Source organism: Sphingomonas faeni (assembly GCF_030817315.1).
Classification (GTDB): domain Bacteria; phylum Pseudomonadota; class Alphaproteobacteria; order Sphingomonadales; family Sphingomonadaceae; genus Sphingomonas; species Sphingomonas faeni_C.
Window position 1 is genome coordinate 2,040,002 of the sequence record NZ_JAUSZF010000001.1, and the last position, 20,159, is coordinate 2,060,160.

General features: G+C 64.6%; 19 protein-coding genes and 1 pseudogene. 9 read left to right on the forward strand and 11 right to left on the reverse strand.

Going from position 1 to position 20,159, the window contains the following annotated elements; all coding sequences use genetic code 11:
• Nucleotides 1-75: 75 nt before the first annotated feature.
• Entirely contained in the window at nt 76-456 is a 381-nt protein-coding gene (locus QFZ54_RS09425) for a hypothetical protein (protein WP_307086625.1), read from the forward strand.
• Between the two features lie 62 nt (nt 457-518).
• Here the strand turns inward: QFZ54_RS09425 and QFZ54_RS09430 are convergent, their stop codons facing one another.
• The 3 genes from QFZ54_RS09430 to QFZ54_RS09440 form a co-directional block, all read right to left on the reverse strand.
• Entirely contained in the window at nt 519-1,034 is a 516-nt protein-coding gene (locus QFZ54_RS09430) for a YciE/YciF ferroxidase family protein (RefSeq protein WP_307086627.1), read from the reverse strand.
• A gap of 110 nt (nt 1,035-1,144) precedes the next feature.
• Entirely contained in the window at nt 1,145-1,747 is a 603-nt protein-coding gene (gene wrbA, locus QFZ54_RS09435; RefSeq protein ID WP_307086629.1) for an NAD(P)H:quinone oxidoreductase, read from the reverse strand.
• 169 nt (nt 1,748-1,916) lie between these two features.
• A complete protein-coding gene (locus tag QFZ54_RS09440) occupies nt 1,917-2,636 on the reverse strand; it encodes a pirin family protein (protein WP_307086631.1) in 720 nt (239 codons plus the stop codon).
• A 223-nt stretch (nt 2,637-2,859) separates the two neighbouring features.
• Here QFZ54_RS09440 and QFZ54_RS09445 point away from each other — a divergent pair, with 223 nt between their 5' ends.
• From QFZ54_RS09445 to ctrA, 3 genes are all read left to right on the forward strand, one after another.
• Nucleotides 2,860-3,783, forward strand: coding sequence for a LysR family transcriptional regulator (locus tag QFZ54_RS09445; RefSeq protein ID WP_307086633.1), 924 nt, complete (start codon nt 2,860-2,862; stop codon nt 3,781-3,783).
• 230 nt (nt 3,784-4,013) lie between these two features.
• A complete protein-coding gene (gene mqo / locus QFZ54_RS09450) occupies nt 4,014-5,732 on the forward strand; it encodes a malate dehydrogenase (quinone) (RefSeq protein WP_307086635.1) in 1,719 nt (572 codons plus the stop codon).
• A 758-nt stretch (nt 5,733-6,490) separates the two neighbouring features.
• Nucleotides 6,491-7,192 (forward strand): response regulator transcription factor CtrA, encoded by a 702-nt coding sequence (gene ctrA / locus QFZ54_RS09455; protein WP_307086637.1) that lies wholly within the window; start codon nt 6,491-6,493, stop codon nt 7,190-7,192.
• A 68-nt stretch (nt 7,193-7,260) separates the two neighbouring features.
• Here the strand turns inward: ctrA and QFZ54_RS09460 are convergent, their stop codons facing one another.
• Together QFZ54_RS09460 and QFZ54_RS09465 are read right to left on the reverse strand one after the other, a co-directional pair.
• On the reverse strand, nt 7,261-7,464 hold the full coding sequence (locus tag QFZ54_RS09460) for a hypothetical protein (protein ID WP_307086638.1): 204 nt from the start codon (nt 7,462-7,464) through the stop codon (nt 7,261-7,263).
• Nucleotides 7,449-7,916, reverse strand: a complete 468-nt coding sequence (locus QFZ54_RS09465) for a hypothetical protein (protein ID WP_307086640.1) — start codon at nt 7,914-7,916, stop codon at nt 7,449-7,451. The genes QFZ54_RS09460 and QFZ54_RS09465 overlap by 16 nt, the downstream gene beginning before the upstream one ends.
• Here QFZ54_RS09465 and dinB point away from each other — a divergent pair.
• Nucleotides 7,915-8,940 (forward strand): annotated as a pseudogene (dinB, locus tag QFZ54_RS09470) (DNA polymerase IV). The gene QFZ54_RS09465 and the pseudogene dinB sit on opposite strands and share 2 nt — an antisense overlap.
• A gap of 24 nt (nt 8,941-8,964) precedes the next feature.
• Here dinB and QFZ54_RS09475 read toward each other — a convergent pair.
• The 3 genes from QFZ54_RS09475 to QFZ54_RS09485 form a co-directional block, all read right to left on the reverse strand.
• Nucleotides 8,965-10,758: a sensor histidine kinase gene (locus QFZ54_RS09475; RefSeq protein ID WP_307086642.1), complete on the reverse strand. Its 1,794-nt coding sequence runs from the start codon at nt 10,756-10,758 to the stop codon at nt 8,965-8,967.
• Nucleotides 10,759-10,814: 56 nt separating this feature from the next.
• Complete coding sequence (locus tag QFZ54_RS09480) at nt 10,815-12,725, reverse strand: putative bifunctional diguanylate cyclase/phosphodiesterase (RefSeq protein ID WP_307086644.1); 1,911 nt, start codon at nt 12,723-12,725, stop codon at nt 10,815-10,817.
• A gap of 87 nt (nt 12,726-12,812) precedes the next feature.
• Nucleotides 12,813-13,727, reverse strand: coding sequence for an ROK family protein (locus tag QFZ54_RS09485; protein ID WP_307086646.1), 915 nt, complete (start codon nt 13,725-13,727; stop codon nt 12,813-12,815).
• Between the two features lie 165 nt (nt 13,728-13,892).
• On the opposite strand from QFZ54_RS09485, the gene QFZ54_RS09490 reads away from it, so the two are divergent.
• Entirely contained in the window at nt 13,893-14,501 is a 609-nt protein-coding gene (locus QFZ54_RS09490) for a Dps family protein (RefSeq protein WP_307086648.1), read from the forward strand.
• A gap of 80 nt (nt 14,502-14,581) precedes the next feature.
• Here QFZ54_RS09490 and QFZ54_RS09495 read toward each other — a convergent pair whose 3' ends face one another.
• Nucleotides 14,582-15,184 carry a hypothetical protein gene (locus QFZ54_RS09495; protein ID WP_373458589.1) on the reverse strand — a complete coding sequence of 201 codons (603 nt, stop codon included), beginning with the start codon at nt 15,182-15,184 and terminating at the stop codon, nt 14,582-14,584.
• A 158-nt stretch (nt 15,185-15,342) separates the two neighbouring features.
• Between QFZ54_RS09495 and ispH the strand changes: the two genes are divergently transcribed.
• From ispH to rnhA, 3 genes are read left to right on the forward strand one after another with little or no spacing between them, the layout of a single operon-like run.
• On the forward strand, nt 15,343-16,299 hold the full coding sequence (ispH, locus tag QFZ54_RS09500) for a 4-hydroxy-3-methylbut-2-enyl diphosphate reductase (protein WP_307086652.1): 957 nt from the start codon (nt 15,343-15,345) through the stop codon (nt 16,297-16,299).
• A gap of 1 nt (nt 16,300) precedes the next feature.
• A complete protein-coding gene (gene thrB / locus QFZ54_RS09505; RefSeq protein ID WP_307086654.1) occupies nt 16,301-17,251 on the forward strand; it encodes a homoserine kinase in 951 nt (316 codons plus the stop codon).
• Nucleotides 17,248-17,712, forward strand: a complete 465-nt coding sequence (rnhA, locus tag QFZ54_RS09510) for a ribonuclease HI (protein ID WP_307086657.1) — start codon at nt 17,248-17,250, stop codon at nt 17,710-17,712. The genes thrB and rnhA overlap by 4 nt, the downstream gene beginning before the upstream one ends.
• Before the next feature lie 2 nt (nt 17,713-17,714).
• Here the strand turns inward: rnhA and QFZ54_RS09515 are convergent, their stop codons facing one another.
• Together QFZ54_RS09515 and QFZ54_RS09520 are read right to left on the reverse strand one after the other, a co-directional pair.
• Nucleotides 17,715-18,800, reverse strand: coding sequence for an NAD(P)/FAD-dependent oxidoreductase (locus tag QFZ54_RS09515; RefSeq protein WP_307086659.1), 1,086 nt, complete (start codon nt 18,798-18,800; stop codon nt 17,715-17,717).
• An 81-nt stretch (nt 18,801-18,881) separates the two neighbouring features.
• Nucleotides 18,882-19,751 (reverse strand): alpha/beta fold hydrolase, encoded by an 870-nt coding sequence (locus tag QFZ54_RS09520; RefSeq protein ID WP_307086661.1) that lies wholly within the window; start codon nt 19,749-19,751, stop codon nt 18,882-18,884.
• Between the last annotated feature and the right edge of the window lie 408 nt (nt 19,752-20,159).

A 20,159-nucleotide genomic window follows, 5' to 3' on the forward strand; every position in this document is an offset into this window, starting at 1 on the left:
CGATACGATCGAGAGGACATTTCCGCCGCCACGTCGCGTTGACGGTCGCCACAAAGGCAAGCGGAGAGAGATCACATGGCCGTTAAATTTGCAGGAACGATGAACGCGATCAACCGCGGGCTCGACGCGACCAAGCCCACCAAGGGCGCCGACATGGTCGAGGATTGGGAGGCCGCGCTCGCCGATACCGAAGTCTCCGGCGCCAAGGGCATCCTTCGCGACCTCGGTTCGCTGCGGAAGCAGTTGGAGCGTGACGAACCCGACGCCGACCGAGTTCACGCGCTGCTCCACCGCCTCGGCACCGCGACCACCAAGATCGCCGACAAGGCCGACAAGTCGCAGGACAAGCTGAAGGCACTGGGCGAAGCACTGACCGAAGCCGGTGAAGACGCACCCGACGAGGAAGAGGACGTCGCCGCCGCCGCCGCTCCCAAGCGCGCCCGCAAGAAGGCCTGAACGAAAAACGGGCCGGCGATCGCATGATCGCCGGCCCGTTTTCTTACCAAGTCACGAAAGGCTCAGGCGGTAACCGCCTCCGCCTTCGCGTTGATCTTCGACGTCGCCATCGCGGTCAGCTTGTCGTCGGTCGCATATTCCTCGTCGAGCGTCTCCTTCAGGATCGCCGCGATCTCGCTGCGACCAAGCTGGTTCGCCCACGCGATCAGCGTGCCGTAGCGCGTGATCTCGTAATGCTCGACCGCCTGCGCCGACGCGATCAGCGCCGCGTCGAGCACTGCCTTGTCGGCGATCTCGCCCGCGACCTCGTTGGCTTCCTTGATGATCCCGTCGATCGCCGGGCAGGTCACTGCCTTGGCCTTCTCGCCGAGCAGTTCGAAGATCCGCTCCAGGCGAACGATCTGGCCTTCGGTCTCGCGCAGATGCGTTTCGAAACCCTTTTTGAGACCCGGCGCGGTCGCCTTCTCGGTCATCTTCGGCAGCGCCTTGGTGATCTGGTGTTCGGCGTAATACACGTCCTGCAACTGGTGCAGGAACAGGTCTTCGAACGTCGCGATGTCCTTGGAAAACAGGCCCATGATCATATCCTCGCAGAGCTGGTGCACGCGAAGCGAAATGCTCCGGTGGTGGGGAAACGCCCTTACCGCGGGGTAAGTTTCGTCTCTCCAGCCACCGAAGTTTCTCGGGTTCAGCCCTTCAGCTTGGCCGCCGTCTCGGCGATTCGCTTGCCCTGATAGCGCGCGCCGTCGAGCTCTTCCTTGCTCGGCTGGCGGCTACCGTCACCGTCCGAGATCGTCGTCGCGCCGTAAGGCGATCCGCCCTTGACCACGTCCACGCCCATCTGCGCCTGGAAGCCGTAATCGAGCCCGACGATCGTCAGGCCGTGATGCAGCAGGTTGGTGATGATCGAGAACAGGGTCGTTTCCTGGCCGCCATGCTGGCTCGCGGTCGAGGTGAACGCACCACCGACCTTGCCGATCAGCGCGCCCGAGAACCACTGGCCGCCGGTCGTATCCCAGAACTGCGCCATCTGCGCAGGCATCCGGCCGAAGCGGGTCGGCGCACCGACGATGATCGCGTCATACTGCTCCAGCGCGGCGGGGCCTTCGATCTCGGCATGCGCGGTGTCGGTCTTGAAGTGCGCGGCCTCGACCACCGACTGCGGCGCGGTCTCGGCGACGCGGCGGATGTCGACCTCCGCCCCACCGGCGCGCGCGCCCTCGGCGACGGCGTCCGCCATCTGCTCGATATGGCCGTAGGACGAGTAATAAAGCACAAGAACCTTGGTCATGGGCATTTCCTTCTTAGGCTCCCCCTCCCGCAAGCGGGAGGGGGCTGGGGGGTGGGCACCCGGCTGCGGCAAGCAAGCCGGATCGAAGTGCGTATCTACAACGACGGTCAAGGCGGAGGTGAGCGCGAGCCCACCCCCTGCCCCCTCCCGCAAGCGGGAAGGGAAAAGCTTACTCCGAGTCCACCAGAACGATCTCCGCGTCCTCTTGAGCCGTGATCGTCACCGTCTGGCCGCCCAGCAGCGCCGCTCCGTCGCGCGCACCAAAGGCTTCGTCGCCGATCGTGATCGCGCCGGTCGCCGGCACCAGATACACGTGACGCCCCTCGCCGACCGCATAGTCGACGCTATTGCCGGCCTTCAGGGTCGCCGCCAGCACCCGCGCATTCGCCCGGATCGGCAGTGCATCGCCGTCATCCTCGAACCCGCTGGCAAGCGTCACGAACTGCCCCGAGCGCTCGCCCTTCGGAAACGGCTTCGCACCCCAGCTCGGCGCGCCACCCTTGCGGGAAGGCTCGATCCAGATCTGGAAGATCGTCGTCGTCTCGGGCTCGAGATTATACTCGGCATGCCGCACGCCGGTGCCAGCACTCATCACCTGGACGTCGCCCGCCTCGGTACGCCCTTTGTTGCCGAGCGAATCCTGGTGCGTGATCGCCCCGCTGCGGACATAGGTGATGATCTCCATGTCCTGATGCGGATGCGGCGGGAACCCGGAGTTCGCGGCGATCTGGTCGTCGTTCCAAACCCGGATCGCACCCCAGCCCATCCGGGCGGGATCGTAGTAGCTCGCAAACGAGAAATGATGCCGCGCGTTCAGCCAGCCATGATCGGCATGGCCAAGGCTGTCGAAGCTGCGGCGATCAACTTTGGAAAGGGTCGTGGTCGTCATGATAGGTCTCCACTGGTTGAACTCAAGATAAGCGCTGCGATCACGCCGTAAATAGAAACGCTGGAAACCGATCGTTTCGGTGGGTAATGTTCCTACTCTTGCTCCCCTCCCTGGAAGGGAGGGGTCGGGGGTGGGTCGGCCGCTTGGCGGACGCAGCATTCCCTCGATAGCGGCCCACCCCCAGCCCTCCCTTCCAGGGAGGGTGGAAGATCTGGAGTCCCCCATGCGCCTGCCCGATCTCGAAGCCTGGGCGATCTTCGCCAGCGTCGTCGAGCACCGCTCGTTCAGCGCTGCCGCGGACGCGGTAGGGCTCAGCAAGGCGACCGTGTCGAAGGCGATCACCCGCCTCGAAGCGCATCTCGGCCAGTCGCTCTTCCACCGCACCTCGCGTCGGCTCGCGCTGACCGAAGCCGGCAAGCCCCTCGCCGAACACGCCGCACGCATCCTCGCCGAAGCCCGCGCCGCCGAGGAGTCCGCGCACGACGCCGCCAGCGCGCATACCGGCCGCGTCCGCCTCGCCGCCCCCATGAGCTTCGGCGTCACCAACGTCGCCCCGATCCTCGCCGAATTCCTCGTCGCGCACCCGGGGATCGAGGTCGACTTCCACCTCTCCGATGCCCGCGTCGACATCGTCGCCGAAGGCTTCGACGTCGCGCTGCGGATCGCCGAGCTGCCCGACAGTTCGCTCCGCGCCCGCCGCCTCTGCAGCATCCAGGCGCACACCGTCGCCGCACCCAGCTACCTCGCGAAGCACGGCACCCCGACGCACCCGGCACAGCTCGGCGAGCATCAGCTGGTCGGCTATTCGAACGTCGTCGGCCCGTGGCGCTTCCACGGCCCCGGCGGCGCCGACGTCTCGGTGCGGCTGCAAGGCCAGCTCACCGCCAACAGCGGCGAGGCGATCGTCCCCGCGCTGATCGCCGGCCTCGGCATCGCCCGCCTGCCCGACTTCATCATCGACCGCCATCTCGCCTCGGGCGCACTCGTCACGATCCTCGTGGACTGGGCGCCAGCCAAGATCGGCCTCCACCTTCTCACCCCGCCGAGCCCGCTTCGTCCGGCGCGCGTCGAGGCGTTGATCGACTTTCTCGCGGCACGGCTCCGCGATCCGCACGCGGGGCAAGCGCAAAGCGGCAACCTTGCGTAAAACCGGGCCAGATGCCATGTAACGTGCTGGATAGACGCTCGAGTTTGCAACCCAGCGCAATCCCAACGACACCCGATACCGGGATGAGGACTTTGAGCAGCGGCCGCGCTCAGTCGGTAATATCTGTATCGATTCCGTGATTTCCGCGTGGCTGACCCGATAATCCGGTCATGGATTTTCGTCGTCTTCGGCCTGTGTCGGGACAGCGGACCATGCCGAAACGAAAAGGCATGACCATGCGGCCAGACGCTAACGACACGATTTCTCCAGCACCCCAGACCGGCGTGACCCGGCGCAACCTGCTCGGCTCGGCGATCGTCGCCGGCGGTGCGGCGGCGTTGCCGATCGCGCACGCCGACGCCGCGACCACCGAACGGACTGTCGACGTCCTGCTGATCGGCGGCGGCATCATGAGCGCGACGCTCGCCGTCCTGCTCCGCGAACTCGAGCCCACCTGGACGATCGAGATGGTCGAACGCCTAGACAAAGTTGCCGATGAAAGCTCCAACGGCTGGAACAACGCCGGCACCGGCCACTCCGCGCTGTGCGAACTCAACTACACGCCCGTCAACAAGGCTGACGGCAAGGTCGAAATCGCCAAGGCGGTCGAGATTAACGAGCAGTTCCAGGTCACGCGCCAGTTCCTCAGCCACCAGGTCGATACCGGCATTCTCGCCAACCCGCGCTCGTTCATCAATTCGACGCCGCACATGAACCTGGTGTGGGGCGATGCCAACGTCGCCTTCCTGCAAAAGCGCCACGCCGCGCTCCAGGCGAGCCCGCTGTTCTCCGGCATGGAATACACGACCGACCCGAAGCAGATTTCGCAGTGGGTGCCTGTGATGATGGAGGGCCGCGCGCCCGGCACGAAGCTCGCCGCGACGCGCTCGCCGCTCGGCACCGATTGCGACTGGGGCGAAGTCACGCGCCAGTACATCGCGTCGCTCAACAAGCAGGACAATTTCACGCTGACCACCGGCCACGAAGTCCGCTCGCTCGAACGCGAGACGATCGGCGGCAAGAAGGCGCGCTGGCGCGTCACCGCGCGCGACATGAAGACCGACGAGAAGCAGATCATCAAGGCGCGCTTCGTGTTCGCAGGCGCCGGCGGCGGCGCGCTGCCGATCCTGCAGAAGTCCGGCATCCCCGAAGCCGACGACTATGCCGGCTTCCCGGTCGGTGGCTCGTTCCTCGTCGCGGACAAGCCCGAGATCACCCACCGCCACCTCGCCAAGGTCTACGGCAAGGCCGCGGTCGGTTCGCCGCCGATGTCGGTGCCGCATCTCGACACGCGGTTCCTCGACGGCAAGCAGGCGCTGTTGTTCGGCCCGTTCGCGACCTTCTCGACCAAGTTCCTCAAGGAAGGCTCGTATTTCGATCTTCCGGCGTCCGTCACGCTCGACAATTTCCGGCCGATGCTCGCGGTCGGCTGGGACGATTTCGACCTCGTCGAATATCTCGCGGGCCAGCTCATCATGTCGGACAGCGACCGGATGGACGCCCTGCGCGAGTATTTCCCGGGCGCGAAGGACGGCGACTGGCGCCTGTGGCAGGCGGGCCAGCGCGTCCAGATCATTAAGCGCGATCCTGAGAAGGGCGGCGTGCTGCGGCTCGGCACCGAGATCGTCGCGTCGAAGGACGGCTCGATCGCCGCACTCCTCGGCGCCTCGCCGGGTGCCTCGACCGCGCCGTCGATCATGCTCAACCTGCTGAAAAAGGTGTTCCCGAACCACCTCGCCACCGCCGGGTGGCAGGCCAAGATCCGCGAGATCGTGCCGACCTACGGCGTCATGCTGAACGAGACACCGGACGTCCTCGCCGAGCATTGGGCCTCGACCGCCGACACGCTGCAACTCGCGATCCCCTCGCCAACAGTAAGCGTCGCAACCACACAGCGCCCCGCGGCAATGCGCGTAAAGCCAGACCGCAGCCCCGACCTCGCGCTGTAAAAGGCGCGAGCCTTCCCCGTCCCCTCTCCCATCGGGGAGAGGGAGAGACGCCAAAGGCGGCGAAGGGTGAGGGCACGAGCACCAGCTACGTTTGGCTGACTCTTTTCCACCCCGCCACGCCGTCACTCTGACGAAAGTCAGGATAACACCGTCATCCTGACGAAAGTCAGGACCCAGAGTACCAGCCACGGCCCCACACCCCGACAGCAACTTAAGCCACGTCGACCAACACCCAGGAACACTCCTGTCCTACATCACGACCATCTGCCACGATCGACCAATGAGCGATCCAACCGTCCAACCCCTGCAACGCCAAACTGGCCACAAAACGCCCGCATCCAGCGATCGAACGCGACCTGCGAAAACTCTCCCAGCGTCTATACTTCCTATACTTCACTCGGTTTTGCCTCGTACGGCACCCCTCACGCGGCCCGCACCAGCATGAACCGCCTGGCCCCCGAAGCAGACGATTCGCGCTCCATTCGATCGCATTCAGTCCGCAGCATGCATCTGCGCGTGTTGCCTGGCGGGGACATCGCAAAGACTATCGACCGGACGATGCTCGGGCCCAACCTGACGCCCAGACCTCTGGCCGATTATTTGTAAGGAATTCAACTGCTCGGCGGAGATCCGTGCTTTCGGGCGCGTCAACCTTAGTTTCAAATTAACCTTTTGCCTTCAGACGTTGTGTGGTTAATGAATAGAAGTCGAGCGGCTGGCATGGGGTGTCGGGCGGTTTCGCTTAGAGGGGACGACGCATGCGCGTGCTGCTGATCGAGGACGAGCCGACCACGGCCAAGGCTATCGAGCTGATGCTGACGACCGAAGGGTTCAACGTCTACATCACCGATCTCGGGGAAGAAGGCCTCGATCTCGGCAAGCTGTATGATTACGACATCATCCTGCTCGACCTGAACTTGCCGGACATGCACGGCTACGACGTGCTCAAGCGCCTGCGCGTCGCCCGCGTCGCGACCCCGGTGCTGATCCTGTCGGGAGTCAACGAGATGGACTCGAAGGTGCGCAGCTTCGGTTTCGGTGCCGACGACTATGTCACCAAGCCGTTCCACCGCGAGGAATTGATCGCGCGCATCCACGCCGTCGTCCGCCGCTCGAAGGGACACAGCCAGTCGGTCATCCGCACCGGCAAGCTCGCGGTCAATCTCGACGCGAAGACGGTCGAAGTCGGCGGCAGCCGCGTCCACCTGACCGGCAAGGAATATGCGATGCTGGAGCTGCTCTCGCTCCGCAAGGGCACGACCTTGACCAAGGAAATGTTCCTCAACCACCTTTACGGCGGGATGGACGAGCCGGAGTTGAAGATCATCGACGTGTTCATCTGCAAGCTGCGGAAAAAGCTCAGCCTCGCCTGCGATGGCGAGAATTACATCGAGACCGTCTGGGGCCGCGGCTACGTGCTGCGCGAACCCGACGAAGCGCTCGAATCGCAAGTCGCGTAACGCCCCAGTTTCCCGGGACCACGAAGTTTTACAGGATGCCCGCTCCGTCTCCGTCATCCTGACGAAAGTCAGGACCCAGGGTATAGAAGGGCGCCCTCGGGATGATACATCAGCCGCCGGTGCGTGTCGCGCCGGTGCATTGCCTCCATCAACGCCAGCGCATCGTCGAGGATGACGATCTTCTGGTGATGCGACGCCGCGGTCGGATGATGCCCGTCGAGCTTGGTATGAATCCGCTTGTGCCGCATCCACTTGATCATCGTGAACAGCATCGACCCGCGAAACAGCGACTTGAACGCACCGGTATTCCCAGCGCAGCACGAAAATCTCGAATTCGGGATCGCGTTCGACCAGAATGCATGAATGCTCCAAGGGTGCTGGGTTCGCCCGGCCGGTCGACGCCCGGCTCCAGCGACATGCGCGCATCGAAGGCCTTGCCGATCAGCAGGATGCGCCGCCTCGCACCGAGCATCGCAACGCGTGCCGTTTGGAAATAGTCCGCCGCATCGACGATCACCGCCATCCGCTCGGCGCGTTCGATCCGCCAGCGCTCCGTCCCAACCTGCCTCGGCATCCCTTCGCCCGCTGCCGGATGATATATGCCGCCCGCCGTTTGGTTTCGTGAACGCCCTGTATAGCCGCGCGCCGCCGCCCAATCTGGAGGGACGATGGCCGCTCCTCCTACCCAGCCGCCGGCATAGCGCAAGGTGATCCACGTCGACATGGATGCCTCTATGCGTCGGTCGAACAGCGCGATGATCCCTTGCTCAGGGGCGTCGCGGTCGGCAGATCGCGTGCGCGGGGTGTGGTGGCAGCCGCAAGTTATGAAGCACGCGCGTTCGGCGTCCGCAGCGCGATGCATTCGGTCACCGCAATCCGCAAATGTCCCGACTTGGTGTTCGTTCCGACACGGTTCGATGTGTACCGCGAAGTCTCGGACCGGATCCGCGCGATCTTCGCTGACTACACCGACTTGATCGAGCCGCTGTCGCTCGACGAAGCGTATCTCGACGTGACCGAGGATATCCGGGGGCTCGGTACGGCGGCCGCCATCGCGGAGGAAATCCGCTCACGGATCAAGGCGGATACCGGGCTCACCGCATCCTCCGGCGTCAGCTACAACAAGTTCATCGCCAAACTCGCGTCGGACCAGAACAAGCCCGACGGCATCTGCATCATTACGCACAGGCGTGGCGCGGCGTTCGTCCAGTCGCTGCCGGTCAAACGCTTCCATGGTGTAGGGCCAGTGACCGGGCAGAAGATGGAGCGGCTTGGCATTCTCACGGGCGCAGACCTCTTACGGCCAGACCCTCGCGTTCCTGCAGGCGCATTTCGGTAGCTATGCGGACTATCTCTACGGCGCAGCACGCGGCATCGATCACCGCCTCGTGCGCATCAACCGCGCCGCCAAGTCGGTCGGCGCGGAACGAACGTTCGAGACAAACCTGACGACCGCGGGGGATCTGCGCGCGGCGCTGCACCGGGTGGCGGATGCAGCATGGGCGCGGATCGAACGGCAGGGCACCCGCGCCCGCACGATCACACTTAAGCTGCGGCATGCGGACTTCCGCACGATCACGCGCGCACGATCGTCTCAGGCGCCCATGACCGACAAGGCTGCATTTCTCGCGGCGGGGCTCGACCTGCTTATGGCGCAACTGCCCGTACCGGACGGCGTGCGCCTGCTCGGGCTAACGTTGTCGGGCATCATGGGCGAAGCCGACGAGGCTCAGCCAAGCTTGTTGTAGTTGGTCAGAACCTTGTCCAGAGGTTCAGTCAGCGTCTGCGCCGCCACTGTCCGGCGCCAACAGCGTCAGGACCGCAACGGCGCCCTGCCCCGGCCCTTCGCTCTCGAGACGCAGCGAACCCTGCATCGCATTCACCGAATTGGCACACCAGTGCAGCCCGAGCCCGCCCGACTTGCGCGCGCGCGTAGAGAAGCCGCGGTGGAACAGCGTTGCCGCTACCTCGGGCGTGATCCCTTCGCCATCGTCGCGAATCTCGATCGTCACGCGACCCTCAGCCTGCTCGGTCGCCGCGACGATCGATCCGCTGCCGGTCCCGCGCGCGACGATCGATTCGGCCGCGTTGGCGAACAGATTGCCGATCACCTGGCTCAGGATAAGCCGGTTCGCCATCACCAGGCTGGGACCCGCCGGAAACCCGAACGCGATCGATGCCCCGTCCAGATAGCGCACGATCGTCGCGTTGCGCGCAATGATCGTCGTCACGTCGCAGATCTCCAACGCGGGGCGTTCATGTGCCGCCTGCTGCTGCTGGCCGATGATCTCCAACACATGCCCCATCGCCTCGCGGCCGATACTTAGTTCGTTGCGAGTCGATTCGCGATTGGCAGCTTCGGTGTCGATCGCGGCCGCGACGAATGTCGCGAGTTTCTGACGGCGCTCGTCCGAAACGTCGCCGCGCGCGAGTTCGTCGATTGCCCTATCAAGCGTGGCGCGGTCGATCGGGGGCGCCTGTGCGATCTCGCGGCTAAGGATTGTGCTGATCGGGTTCAGCGCGTTGCGGACGTTATGCATCACCGCCACCGCGCTTTCGGCGCGCCCGAGATCAAACGACTGCACGCCGATCTGTTCGCGCAAATCCCTCAACTGCCGCAGCATGGCGTTGAAATTGCGTCCCAGCGAACCGATTTCATCGCGTCGTTCATCTTCTTCGAGCAGAGCCAGCGAGCCCGACGCGCGGACTCGGCGCATATGATTCTCGATACGCAGCAACGGACGCAGCACGAGTTGCGAGATCAGGCGCCGCAACACGATGAGCACGAACAGCAGGAGCAGGATCGATCCGGCAACCGCAAACGCCAACATGCGCCGGCCGAGCCTCGATACATCGCCCGGCAGGTCGAACCGGGTAGTTGCGACGGCGCGCCCATCGGCACCGATCATCGGCACGATGATGATCGCTCTCGCCCCGCGGGAAGTCGTCGCCCCCGCATGGTCCGACCCGAGATCGATTGTCGCATCGGCGCCCAACGCCCGGGAAATCTGCGTAGCGGTTATTACGCGGGCGATCACGACATAGCTTTGGACGGTATCGGCATCGCCCCAAACTTCCGTTCGCGCGACGCCGATCGCTGCGACACCGTTCCCCAACCGCGCATAGAAGCGGGTCGACCGCCGACCGCCAACGGCATGCGCAAAATCCGTGCGACCGAGCAGCGCGGCCCATTGTTCCTGCAGGCTCGAACCAGCGGGTTCGTTCCATTTGGCGCGGACGACGCGACCGTCCGCGCCAATTTTGGCAAAACCATCCGCAGAGAGCGATCGCTTCGCTGGCGTAGCAAGACTAGCCGGCGCATGCTGGGCTCCCGATAGCTCTGCTGAATCGCGGTACGCACGCGCTTCGGCCTGCGCCTGAGCTGCGTATCTGGACAACATAGTGTGCGTCCGTTCGACCTGCCTGGCGATCACCACGTCTTGCAGCGTGGTAAAGCTTGGCGTGATGATTGACGCCAACAACACGGTGATCGCTACCGTCCCGCACAGGGCAACGACCGTCATAGTCAGCACGAGCTTCGCGCCAAGCGACGTCGGCCGCCTCATCCTCCCGAATTGCCGCCCTAGCGTTGCCGGAACACGACCCATCCCGACGGTCGGCATTAGTTCAGCATTCCGTTGCCTAGTTGCCGCGGCGGCGGCGGTCCATCGCCTGCGACATCATCCTGGCCGCCAAGATAGCGCGCGCCCGCCATGCCGAGTGCCACATCCGCGCCAACCGGACGCGAGAAGAAATAGCCTTGGAAATGGCTTGCCCCGGCCAGTTTCAGCGCCTGGACCTGCGCTTCGGTCTCAACGCCCTCGGCGATGACGCCCAGTCCCAACGCGCGGCCGAGATGGATGATCGAATGCACGATCGCCGCGCTTTCACGTTCGCGACTCATGCCATCGATGAACGAGCGGTCGATCTTCAGGCAATCGAGCGCGAACTTGCGGATGTTATAAAGGCTCGAATAGCCCGTGCCGAAGTCGTCGAGCGCTATCCGGAACCCCATCTGGCGTAGCTTGTAGAGCGTCTCCGCGGCACGTTCGGCATCGTCGAAGATCGCGGTCTCCGTGATCTCGATCTGCAACCGCGCGGGCTCGACCCCGGCACGCTCGACGCTATCCATGATGTGCCCGACGAAATCGTGGCGGCGAAACTGGCGGGGCGAGAAATTGACCGAGACATATTGGTCGGGCCATTGTTTCAGGACGGGGAGCGCTTCGCGCAGCACCCAGTCGCCCAGTTCGTGGATCAGGTTCGATTCCTCGGCGATGGGAATGAACGTGCTCGGGCTCATTGCGCCGTACTCGTCGGTGCTCCAGCGGATGAGCGCCTCGAAACCGACCACCTCGACCGCGTCGCGCGACACGATCGGTTGATAGACGAGGCTTAACTCGCCTTTTGCGATCGCCTGGCTCAACCCACCCTCGACCCGCCTGCGAAAACGGATGCCTTCGTCCATGCTCTCGTCGAACAGGCGAACGATCCCGCGCCCACTACGCTTGGCGTCGTTGAGCGCCAGATCCGAGCGGCGCATGACGTCGACCGGATCGTGACCCTGCCCACCCTCACTGACGACCACGCCCGCCGACGCGCCACCCTGCACCGAATTGCCGAATACCTGGAGGCTGACCGAGCACGCAGCGACGAGCCGCTCGCACGCCGTGATGCCTGCCGCTTCATCCGACGTCTCGAAAAGGATGCCGAACTCGTCGCCGCCCAGCCGAGCGACCAGCGCATCCTCCGGCGCCGATCGTTGCAGGATCATGCAGACTTCGCGGATCAACGCGTCGCCCGCAAGATGCCCAAGCGTATCGTTGACCAGCTTGAAGCGATCCAGATCGACCATGACCGTCGCAAACAACCCCTCAGCCCGCGTCCGGTCTGCCAGCGCGCGCAGAAACGCGAGCCGGTTCGGTGCGTCGGTCAGCGAATCATGCGTTGCCATGTGAACCGCCCGACTTTCGTTCGCGGCGAGCTCTGCGCTTTGCCCCTCAAGTTGAACCACCTGCGCCGCCAGCGTGATGCGCGCGGCCTTCAGTTCGCGGTCGATCTCCCACCGTTTAGCTAGCGCCGTTGCAGTCTGCGTTACCTCGGCGACCTCGAACGGCTTGGCGATGTAAAAGATTTTGTCCGTGGGCCCCGCAACCTTGCTGATCTCGATCGGCGAGAAATCGGAGAAGCCGGTAACGATGACGAGGTTGATCTCCGGGTCGAGCGCTCGGATGCGTTGCGCGGTCTCGCGACCGTCAATGCCGGGCGGCATGCGCACGTCGATGAACGCGACCGCGAACGGTTTGCCGTCCGCCAGCGCCCGCTCGACTGCTGCCACGGCATCCAATCCTTGATCCACATGCGCCAGCGCGAAGTCGGCGCTTTGCTCCCCCTGAACCTCGCCCACGGTCCCGCCGAACAGGTCCGCTGCCATCGTCCCGAGCGCGACCCCACCTTCCGAGCGTTGCCCGGCAAAGCTGCGCCGGTAGCTGTCGTGCATCGCTGGCTCGTCGTCCACGATCAGAATGCGCATGGTTACCGTCCTTCACCGACCACCGCATCTGTCCGGCGCGGTTCGCCAAGTGCCTTCATTGTTACGAAGGATAGTAACCTAAAGCAGTTAATCGCCTGCGAAAGAATTTTGTAACTTATGTCCAAGCGCTTGAGCACCCAGCACGATTGCACCAAGCGGCCCCGCGTTGTTGCCGAGGGCGGGCGGCACGATGAACGTATCGACCAACGCGACCTCTGGCAGCGTGATGTAGCCGCCAAGACTGCGCGTCATCGCCGCCCGTACGCGCGGAAACAGATGCGATGCACCCATCACGCCGCCGCCCATGACGATCCGCCGAGGGATGCCCGTAAGGACCAGCGTATGGCAGAGTTGTCCGAGTGCATCGGCAACACTGTCCCAAACGGAATGCTCGGCCGGCGCTTCGTCTGCGGGGAAGCCAATCCGTGCGGCGATCGCCGGGCCGGCTACCAAGCCTTCGACGCACGCGCCGTGGAACGGGCAGTTGCCGATCCAGTCGTCCCCGTGGAATCGTGCAGGGCGGATATGCCCGAGCTCGGAATGCGTCAGCCCGTCGACCGGACGGTTACCCGCGATCATGCCGGCGCCGACACCAGTGCCGACCGTGACATAAGCAATGTCCGGCAGGCCCTTCGCCGCGCCCCAGAACGCCTCAGCCAGCGCTGCACCGACTACGTCGCTATGAAAGCCGGTTGGCACCCCATAGCGTCGGCTCAACCGTCCCGCGATGTCGGTCCCTGCCCAGCCCGGCTTCGGCGTGGAGGTGATATGACCGTAATCGCCCGAATGACGATCGATCGACACCGGCCCGAAACTCGCGATACCGATCGCCACGAACCCGCTCCAGCGATCGAGTACAGCTTCGATCGCGGCCAGCGTTTCCTCGGGACGGGTCGTCGGGATCCGCACGGTTTCCTCGATCTGGTCGGGTCCTCGCGCAAGAATGCAGATGCATTTAGTGCCACCAAGTTCGATACCTGCGACCAGGGGTGCTTCCGTCATCCTCAACTCCCAACACGTGAATGCGGCCCGCTTCCTTTGCCGACGCCGTCCAGTCAAGTGCAGGCCGGTTATTGCGATCATGCTGAACGATGATTTGATCTGCTGTCGATCCGTCCGGTCATGCGTTATGCCAATCGAGTTCACCCGAACAGACAGGAATCCCCAATGGCGAAGAAACCCGCAAAGTTGATCAAGGCGGACACTGGCGTCTCGACCGAGGCACAGCCCCAGTACAAGGTCGAGTATCGCGAGATCCAGCCCTACGGCACACTGAAGAGCTTACCGATCGCCCTCGAAGACAATGCGCGCGCGCAGAGCGTGGCAACGCTGAACCAAGTGCTCGCGGACACGATGACGATCCGTGACATGTACAAGAAGCATCACTGGCAGATGTCGGGTGCGACTTTCTATCAACTGCATCTACTGCTCGACAAGCATTACGAGGAACAGGCCGCGCTCGTCGATCTCGTGGCAGAACGGATCATGGCGCTCGGCGGTATCAGCATCGCGATGGCGCCGGATGTCGCCGAGATGACGACGATTCCCCGTCCGCCAAAGGGCCGCGAGGACGTTCCGACGCAGCTCGCCCGTCTGCTCGAAGCCCACGAGATAATCCTGCGTCAGGCACATGAGGGCGCGGAAGCCGCCGACGAGTCAGGCGACGACGGCACGAACGACTTGCTGGTGAGCAACATCATCCGCACACACGAGCCGCAGGTTTGGTTCCTGGCGGAACACCTTGCCGCGACCGAACTGGTCCGCAGCGACAAGTAAAATTACGGCCTTCTCTTCACTACAAAGAGGAGGCCGCATTTCATCCGAAAAACCGCGTTGGCGTCAGCCGTCCATCGCATTTATCGCGTAGCGTTGTACTTCAACTGATCGTCGGTGAGCTGGAAGCCGACCAGAGCTTCGAAGCTCGCACGCAGCACCGCCTGCCGAACTTCCGGGGTGCTCAGCGGGTCGACCGCAGCGTCCTGGTCACCCGCCTTGCGCCGACGGGTCAGCTTCTCCCGAACGTCTTCCGGCAAAGTCGCCGCAGCGCGCGATACGGTTGCAGTGGTGGCGGCCGACGCCGACGCCAGCGCCTGTCCCGCTGCGAAGTGCAATACCACCCGGCCGACGCGCTTAGCCACGACCGCGCTGCCCCCACGCACGACGGTGATGAAATACGGCAATGTCACGTCGCGCGCGGCCTCGGTACGCGTGCGGCGGGCACGAATGTCGAACGTGACGTTGGTGACGACCTGATCCGTTGCATCGGCACAGGTCGAGCGGACGTTGGTCATGAAGGCGGCGACGTCGATCGCCGACTGGTCACGGCTGGTGGCGGGATTGAACAGCGTGATGTCGCCGGTTGCAGCAGGGATCGCGACAGGCGGGCAGACCGAGCGGACCGCGGAAATGCCGCCGGTCGCATCGACTTCGCCCTTGCCGGCGCATCCGGTCAGGAGGATCGCACACGCCGAAACGGCTAGGATAGGGGCTTTCACGGCGACGCTTACCTTCTCGAACGAGCGAAAGGGCCACCGCATCTCGCAAGCGGCCCCTGTCGCGGCGCACCATAGGAACCGGCTATCGTCCAGGCAAGCAATCGCGTAGAGGCTGACGCATCATGAGCCCAATCGACAAGCCGCCGCTCGAACTGTTGATCGCAGCGCCCCGAGGTTTTTGCGCCGGCGTCGACCGCGCCATCCGGATCGTCGAACTGGCGATCGAGAAGCATGGCGCCCCGGTCTATGTCCGCCACGAGATCGTCCATAACAAGTTCGTCGTCGACACGCTGAAGGCGCAGGGCGCGATCTTCGTCGAAGAGCTCGACGAGGTGCCCGATGGTGCGCCGGTCGTATTCTCCGCGCACGGCGTGCCGAAGTCGGTGCCGCTCGACGCGCAGAATCGCGGGCTTGAATATCTCGATGCGACGTGCCCGCTGGTATCGAAGGTGCATCGCCAGGCCGAGCGGCTGGTCGCGCAGGGCCGCCACATCGTGTTCATCGGCCATGCCGGGCACCCCGAGGTGATCGGCACGTTCGGACAGGTGCCCGAGGGTGCGATGTCGCTGATCGAGACGGTCGAGGATGCCGAGGTGTTCGCACCCGCCGATCCGTCGAACCTTGCCTTCCTGACGCAGACGACGTTGTCGGTGGACGATACCGCCGCCGTGGTGGCGACGTTGCAGCGCCGCTTCCCTCAGATGCTGCCGCCGCGTGGCGAGGACATCTGCTACGCGACCTCGAACCGCCAGACCGCGGTGAAGGCGATCGCGCACAGCGTCGATGCGGTGCTGGTGATCGGTGCACCCAACTCGTCGAACTCGGTGCGACTGGTCGAGGTGGCCGAGCGTGCGGGTACGCCGGCGATGCTGATTCAGCGCGCGAGCGAACTCGACTGGGACTTCCTCGCGGGCGTTGGCACGCTCGGGATCACGGCCGGCGCGTCGGCACCCGAACTGCTGGTCCGCGAACTCGTCGATCGGCTGTCCGAACGCTTCACTGTGACGGAGCGCGAGGTCGAGACGAACCGCGAGACGATCGCGTTCAAGCTGCCGCGCGGACTGGAGGCGGCCGCCTAGCATGGCGGTTTACACGCAGGTGTCGGCGGAGGCGCTGAGCGCGTTCCTCGCCAAGTTCGATCACGGTGAACTGGTCTCGGCCAAGGGCATCGCCGAGGGGGTCGAGAACAGCAATTACTTGGTCGATACGACGACCGGGCGGTTCATCCTGACGTTGTACGAAAAGCGCGTGTCCGCGGACGATCTGCCGTTCTTCATGGCGATGCTCGACCATCTCGCGATCGACGGCAACCCGGTGCCACGCGCGCTGCCCGATCGCAGCGGTGCGCTGATTCACGAGCTTTGCGGGCGGCCGGCGTGCCTGATCGAGTTCCTTACGGGGGTGTCGGTGTCGCATCCGACCGAAGCGCAGGCACGTGCGGCCGGTGCGGCGATGGGGTCGATGCACTTGAGTCTCGCGCGATTTTCGCAGGAGCGGGCGAACACGCTGGGGCCCGACGGTTGGCGCGCGTTGCTCGATAAGTGCGGCCGCGATCTGGATGCGATCGAGCCGGGATTGTTTGATACCATCGGCACAGCCGCGGATGCGGTGGTCGCCGCTTGGCCTGCAGACCTGCCGCGCAGCGTCATCCATGCCGACTTATTTCCCGACAACGTGCTGATGCTCGGCGACCGGGTGACCGGGCTGATCGACTTCTACTTCGCCTGCACCGACGTCCGCGCCTATGACCTTGCAATCATGCACAGCGCCTGGGCGTTCGATGCGCAGGGCGAACGCTATGACGCGGCGGTCGGCAAGGCCCTGGTTGGGGGCTATGTTGATCGCCATCCGCTATCTCGGGCCGAACGTTCCGCGCTGCCGGTGCTGGCGCAGGGCGCGTGCCTCCGCTTCCTAGCGACGCGCGCGTGGGATTGGCTTAATACGCCGGCCGATGCGCTGGTGACGCGCAAGGATCCCTTGGCCTATTGGCGGCGGTTCGAGGCGTATCGCAAGGACGATTTGTTTGCATGACTGACGACACTGACGTTTCCATCACTAAGGTCGAGATCTTCACCGACGGCGCGTGCAAGGGCAATCCCGGCCCCGGCGGCTGGGGCGTAGTGATCCGCATGGGCACGCACGAGAAGGAATTGTCGGGCGGCGAGACCCCGACGACCAACAACCGGATGGAAATGACTGCCGCGATCGAGGCGCTTAACGCGCTGACCCGGCCCTGCGCGGTGACACTTTATACCGACAGCAAATACGTGATGGAAGGCCTGACCAAGTGGGTGAAGGGGTGGCAGCGCAACGGCTGGAAGACCGCCGACAAGAAGCCGGTGAAGAACGCCGAACTGTGGCACGCGCTGCTGGCCGCGGTGGCGCGGCACAAGATCGAATGGCAATGGGTCAAGGGACACGCCGGCCACCCGGAGAACGAGCGGGCGGACAAGTTGGCAAGCGATGCCGCAGTCGCTGCCGGACGTAAGTAAGCCTAGAACCGCGCGGGCGAATAGCGTGCGACGTCGATCGCTGCGACCGAAGGGTCGGGATTGATGCCGAGGAGCAGGCTGGTGGCTAGCAACGCAGCCGCGGGGGCGGTCTGGATGCCGAAGCCGCCCTGCCCCGCACACCAGAAGAAGCCGGGCACGTCCCGATCGAAACCATAGATCGGCAGGCGATCGGACGCGAACGTGCGCAATCCAGCCCAGCGTCGCTCGACGGCAGCGACTCGCCAGTCGACGACCTGCTCGAACCGAGCGATCGCGATGGCGACGTCGATTTCCTCGGGTGCGGCGTCGCACGGCTCTGTCGGCGTTTCGTCATGCGGGCTCAGCCACAGTCGACCGCCGGGCTCGGGCTTAAAATAGAAGCGCCCGCCGAGGTCGGCGATATGCGGCATGCCCTCGGGCGCGCCGGGATCAGTGCGGAGTTGCGCCATCGTCCGGCGATACGCTTGCAACCCGAGCGGACGCACGCCGACCCGCGCCGCGACCGCGTCCGCCCACGCGCCAGCCGCATTGACGATCGTACGCGCCCGGAATGCGCCCGCCTTCGTCTCGATCGTCCACACCCCGTCGGCCCGTCCCGCCCCCGCAAACGCGGCATCGGTGACGAAGACCGCACCGCTACGCCGCGCGATAGCGATGCTTTCGGCATGGAGCGCCGCGACGTCGATATAGGCGCAGCTTGCCTCTTGTACGCCGAGCGTCCATTCGGAACGCAGTCCGGGCACGAAAGCGGCGGGATCGACTCGGTCCAGACGGACCTCGCTATCGGCAAACTCGGAGAGGAACAGGTCCATCGCCGCTTCGTCCTCCGTGCGGCCGATGTGCAGCGAACCGAGTGGCGCGAGATGCCCGCCTGCGCGCAACAACGGCCCGGATGCCGTGGTCAGCGGCTGAATATCCGGCCCGCCATAGGTCTCCGACCAGAAGGCGGCCGAGCGCCCCGTCGCGTGATAGCCCGGTGCATCTTCCGCTTCGAGAACGAGCACACGCACCCGCGACCCGATCGCCGCAGCAAGGCTCGCCCCCGCCATCCCCGCGCCAACGATCGCGACGTCGTACACGCGCGTCATCGTGCGCCTCTGCGCGCAGTCAGGAACGAGTCGATCGCCGACAGCGCGCGATTTCGTACTCCATCGGCCTCGCGCAGGATCTCATGCGCGGACTCCGGACCAAAGCGGACGACCTGCGCAGCGGGCATCCGCGCCGCGAGCCGCAGCGCCGCACGCGGATCGACCAGCTTGTCGGCCTCCGCGATCAGCATCAGCACGGGGCGTCTCGACTGACTCCACCCGCGGATCGTTGGCGAGCGCCGCTGCGCCCGCGAACCCCTCGGCAAGCCATGCCCAGCTCGGCGGCCCCAGCACGAGTTCGGGATACGTCGCCTGCCACCATCCCTCGTCGCTGTAGCGATCGGCGTCATGCGTCAGCAGCGACTGGCGCGAGGCGACCGATCCCGGCCGCTCGTTGCTGCGCCATGCCGCCCGCGCAGGGTCGCCGCGACCCGCAATCCACCGCGCGATCCGGGCGCTGAACGCTGGCCCGAACGGTGCTTTGAATCCGATCATTGGCGCGACGAGGATCGCCGCATCGGGGGCGATCACGCGAGCGGCAAGCGCGCGCATTACCATCATCCCGCCCATCGAATGGCCGAGCACCACGCGTGGTACCCCTCCGGCCTCCGCCTCCGCGCTCCAGTCTGCCCAGAAAGCGGCGAGGTCGGCATCGAAAACGCCATAGTCGCTCGCATGGCCGACGTGCGGATCGCTCGACAAGCGCCCAGAGCCGCCCTGGCCGCGCCAGTCGAACGCGGTTACCGACCAGCCCTCCGTATGCAGGTGCGCGAACGTCTCAAGATATTTCTCGAAGATATCGCCACGCCCCGTCTGGAACAGTATCCGACCACGCGGCGCCCATGCCGGCCAGTCGAATCGCCGCAGCTTCCAGCCGTCGGGGGCGATCCAATAGCCGATGGGCGCGTCGTCCGGGATCGTTCGCCGTACCGAGGCTGTGTCGCCCGTCATGCGCAAGCCCTTGCTACCATTCGAAATTCTCCAGGGACGGTTACTTTTTCGAAAGCCATGTCCGTTAGGACCTAGCCGATGGGATGGAACATTGCTTCCAATTTTGATTCTGGTGCTCGGCAGCCTACTGCTCTCAGCGGGCATTTAGGACGCACGGACGCGCGAGATCGCAAACTGCAAGACTGCGGCGGTCGCGCTGCTGGCGCCGGTCTGGTGGTATGCGAGCGCGCTAGATCGATGGCCGGACATGGCTCTTCAGATCGGTGTGGCGCTCGTCGTCTTTGCGCGTCAAGCTTAACGAAGGCAAAATCGAGGTTCCCTACGGCGTCGCGATAGCAATCGACGGCCTTCTCGCGCTCCGAGAACCGCTCCTTAACCAGGTTCAGTGATGATTAACGGTAAGATACA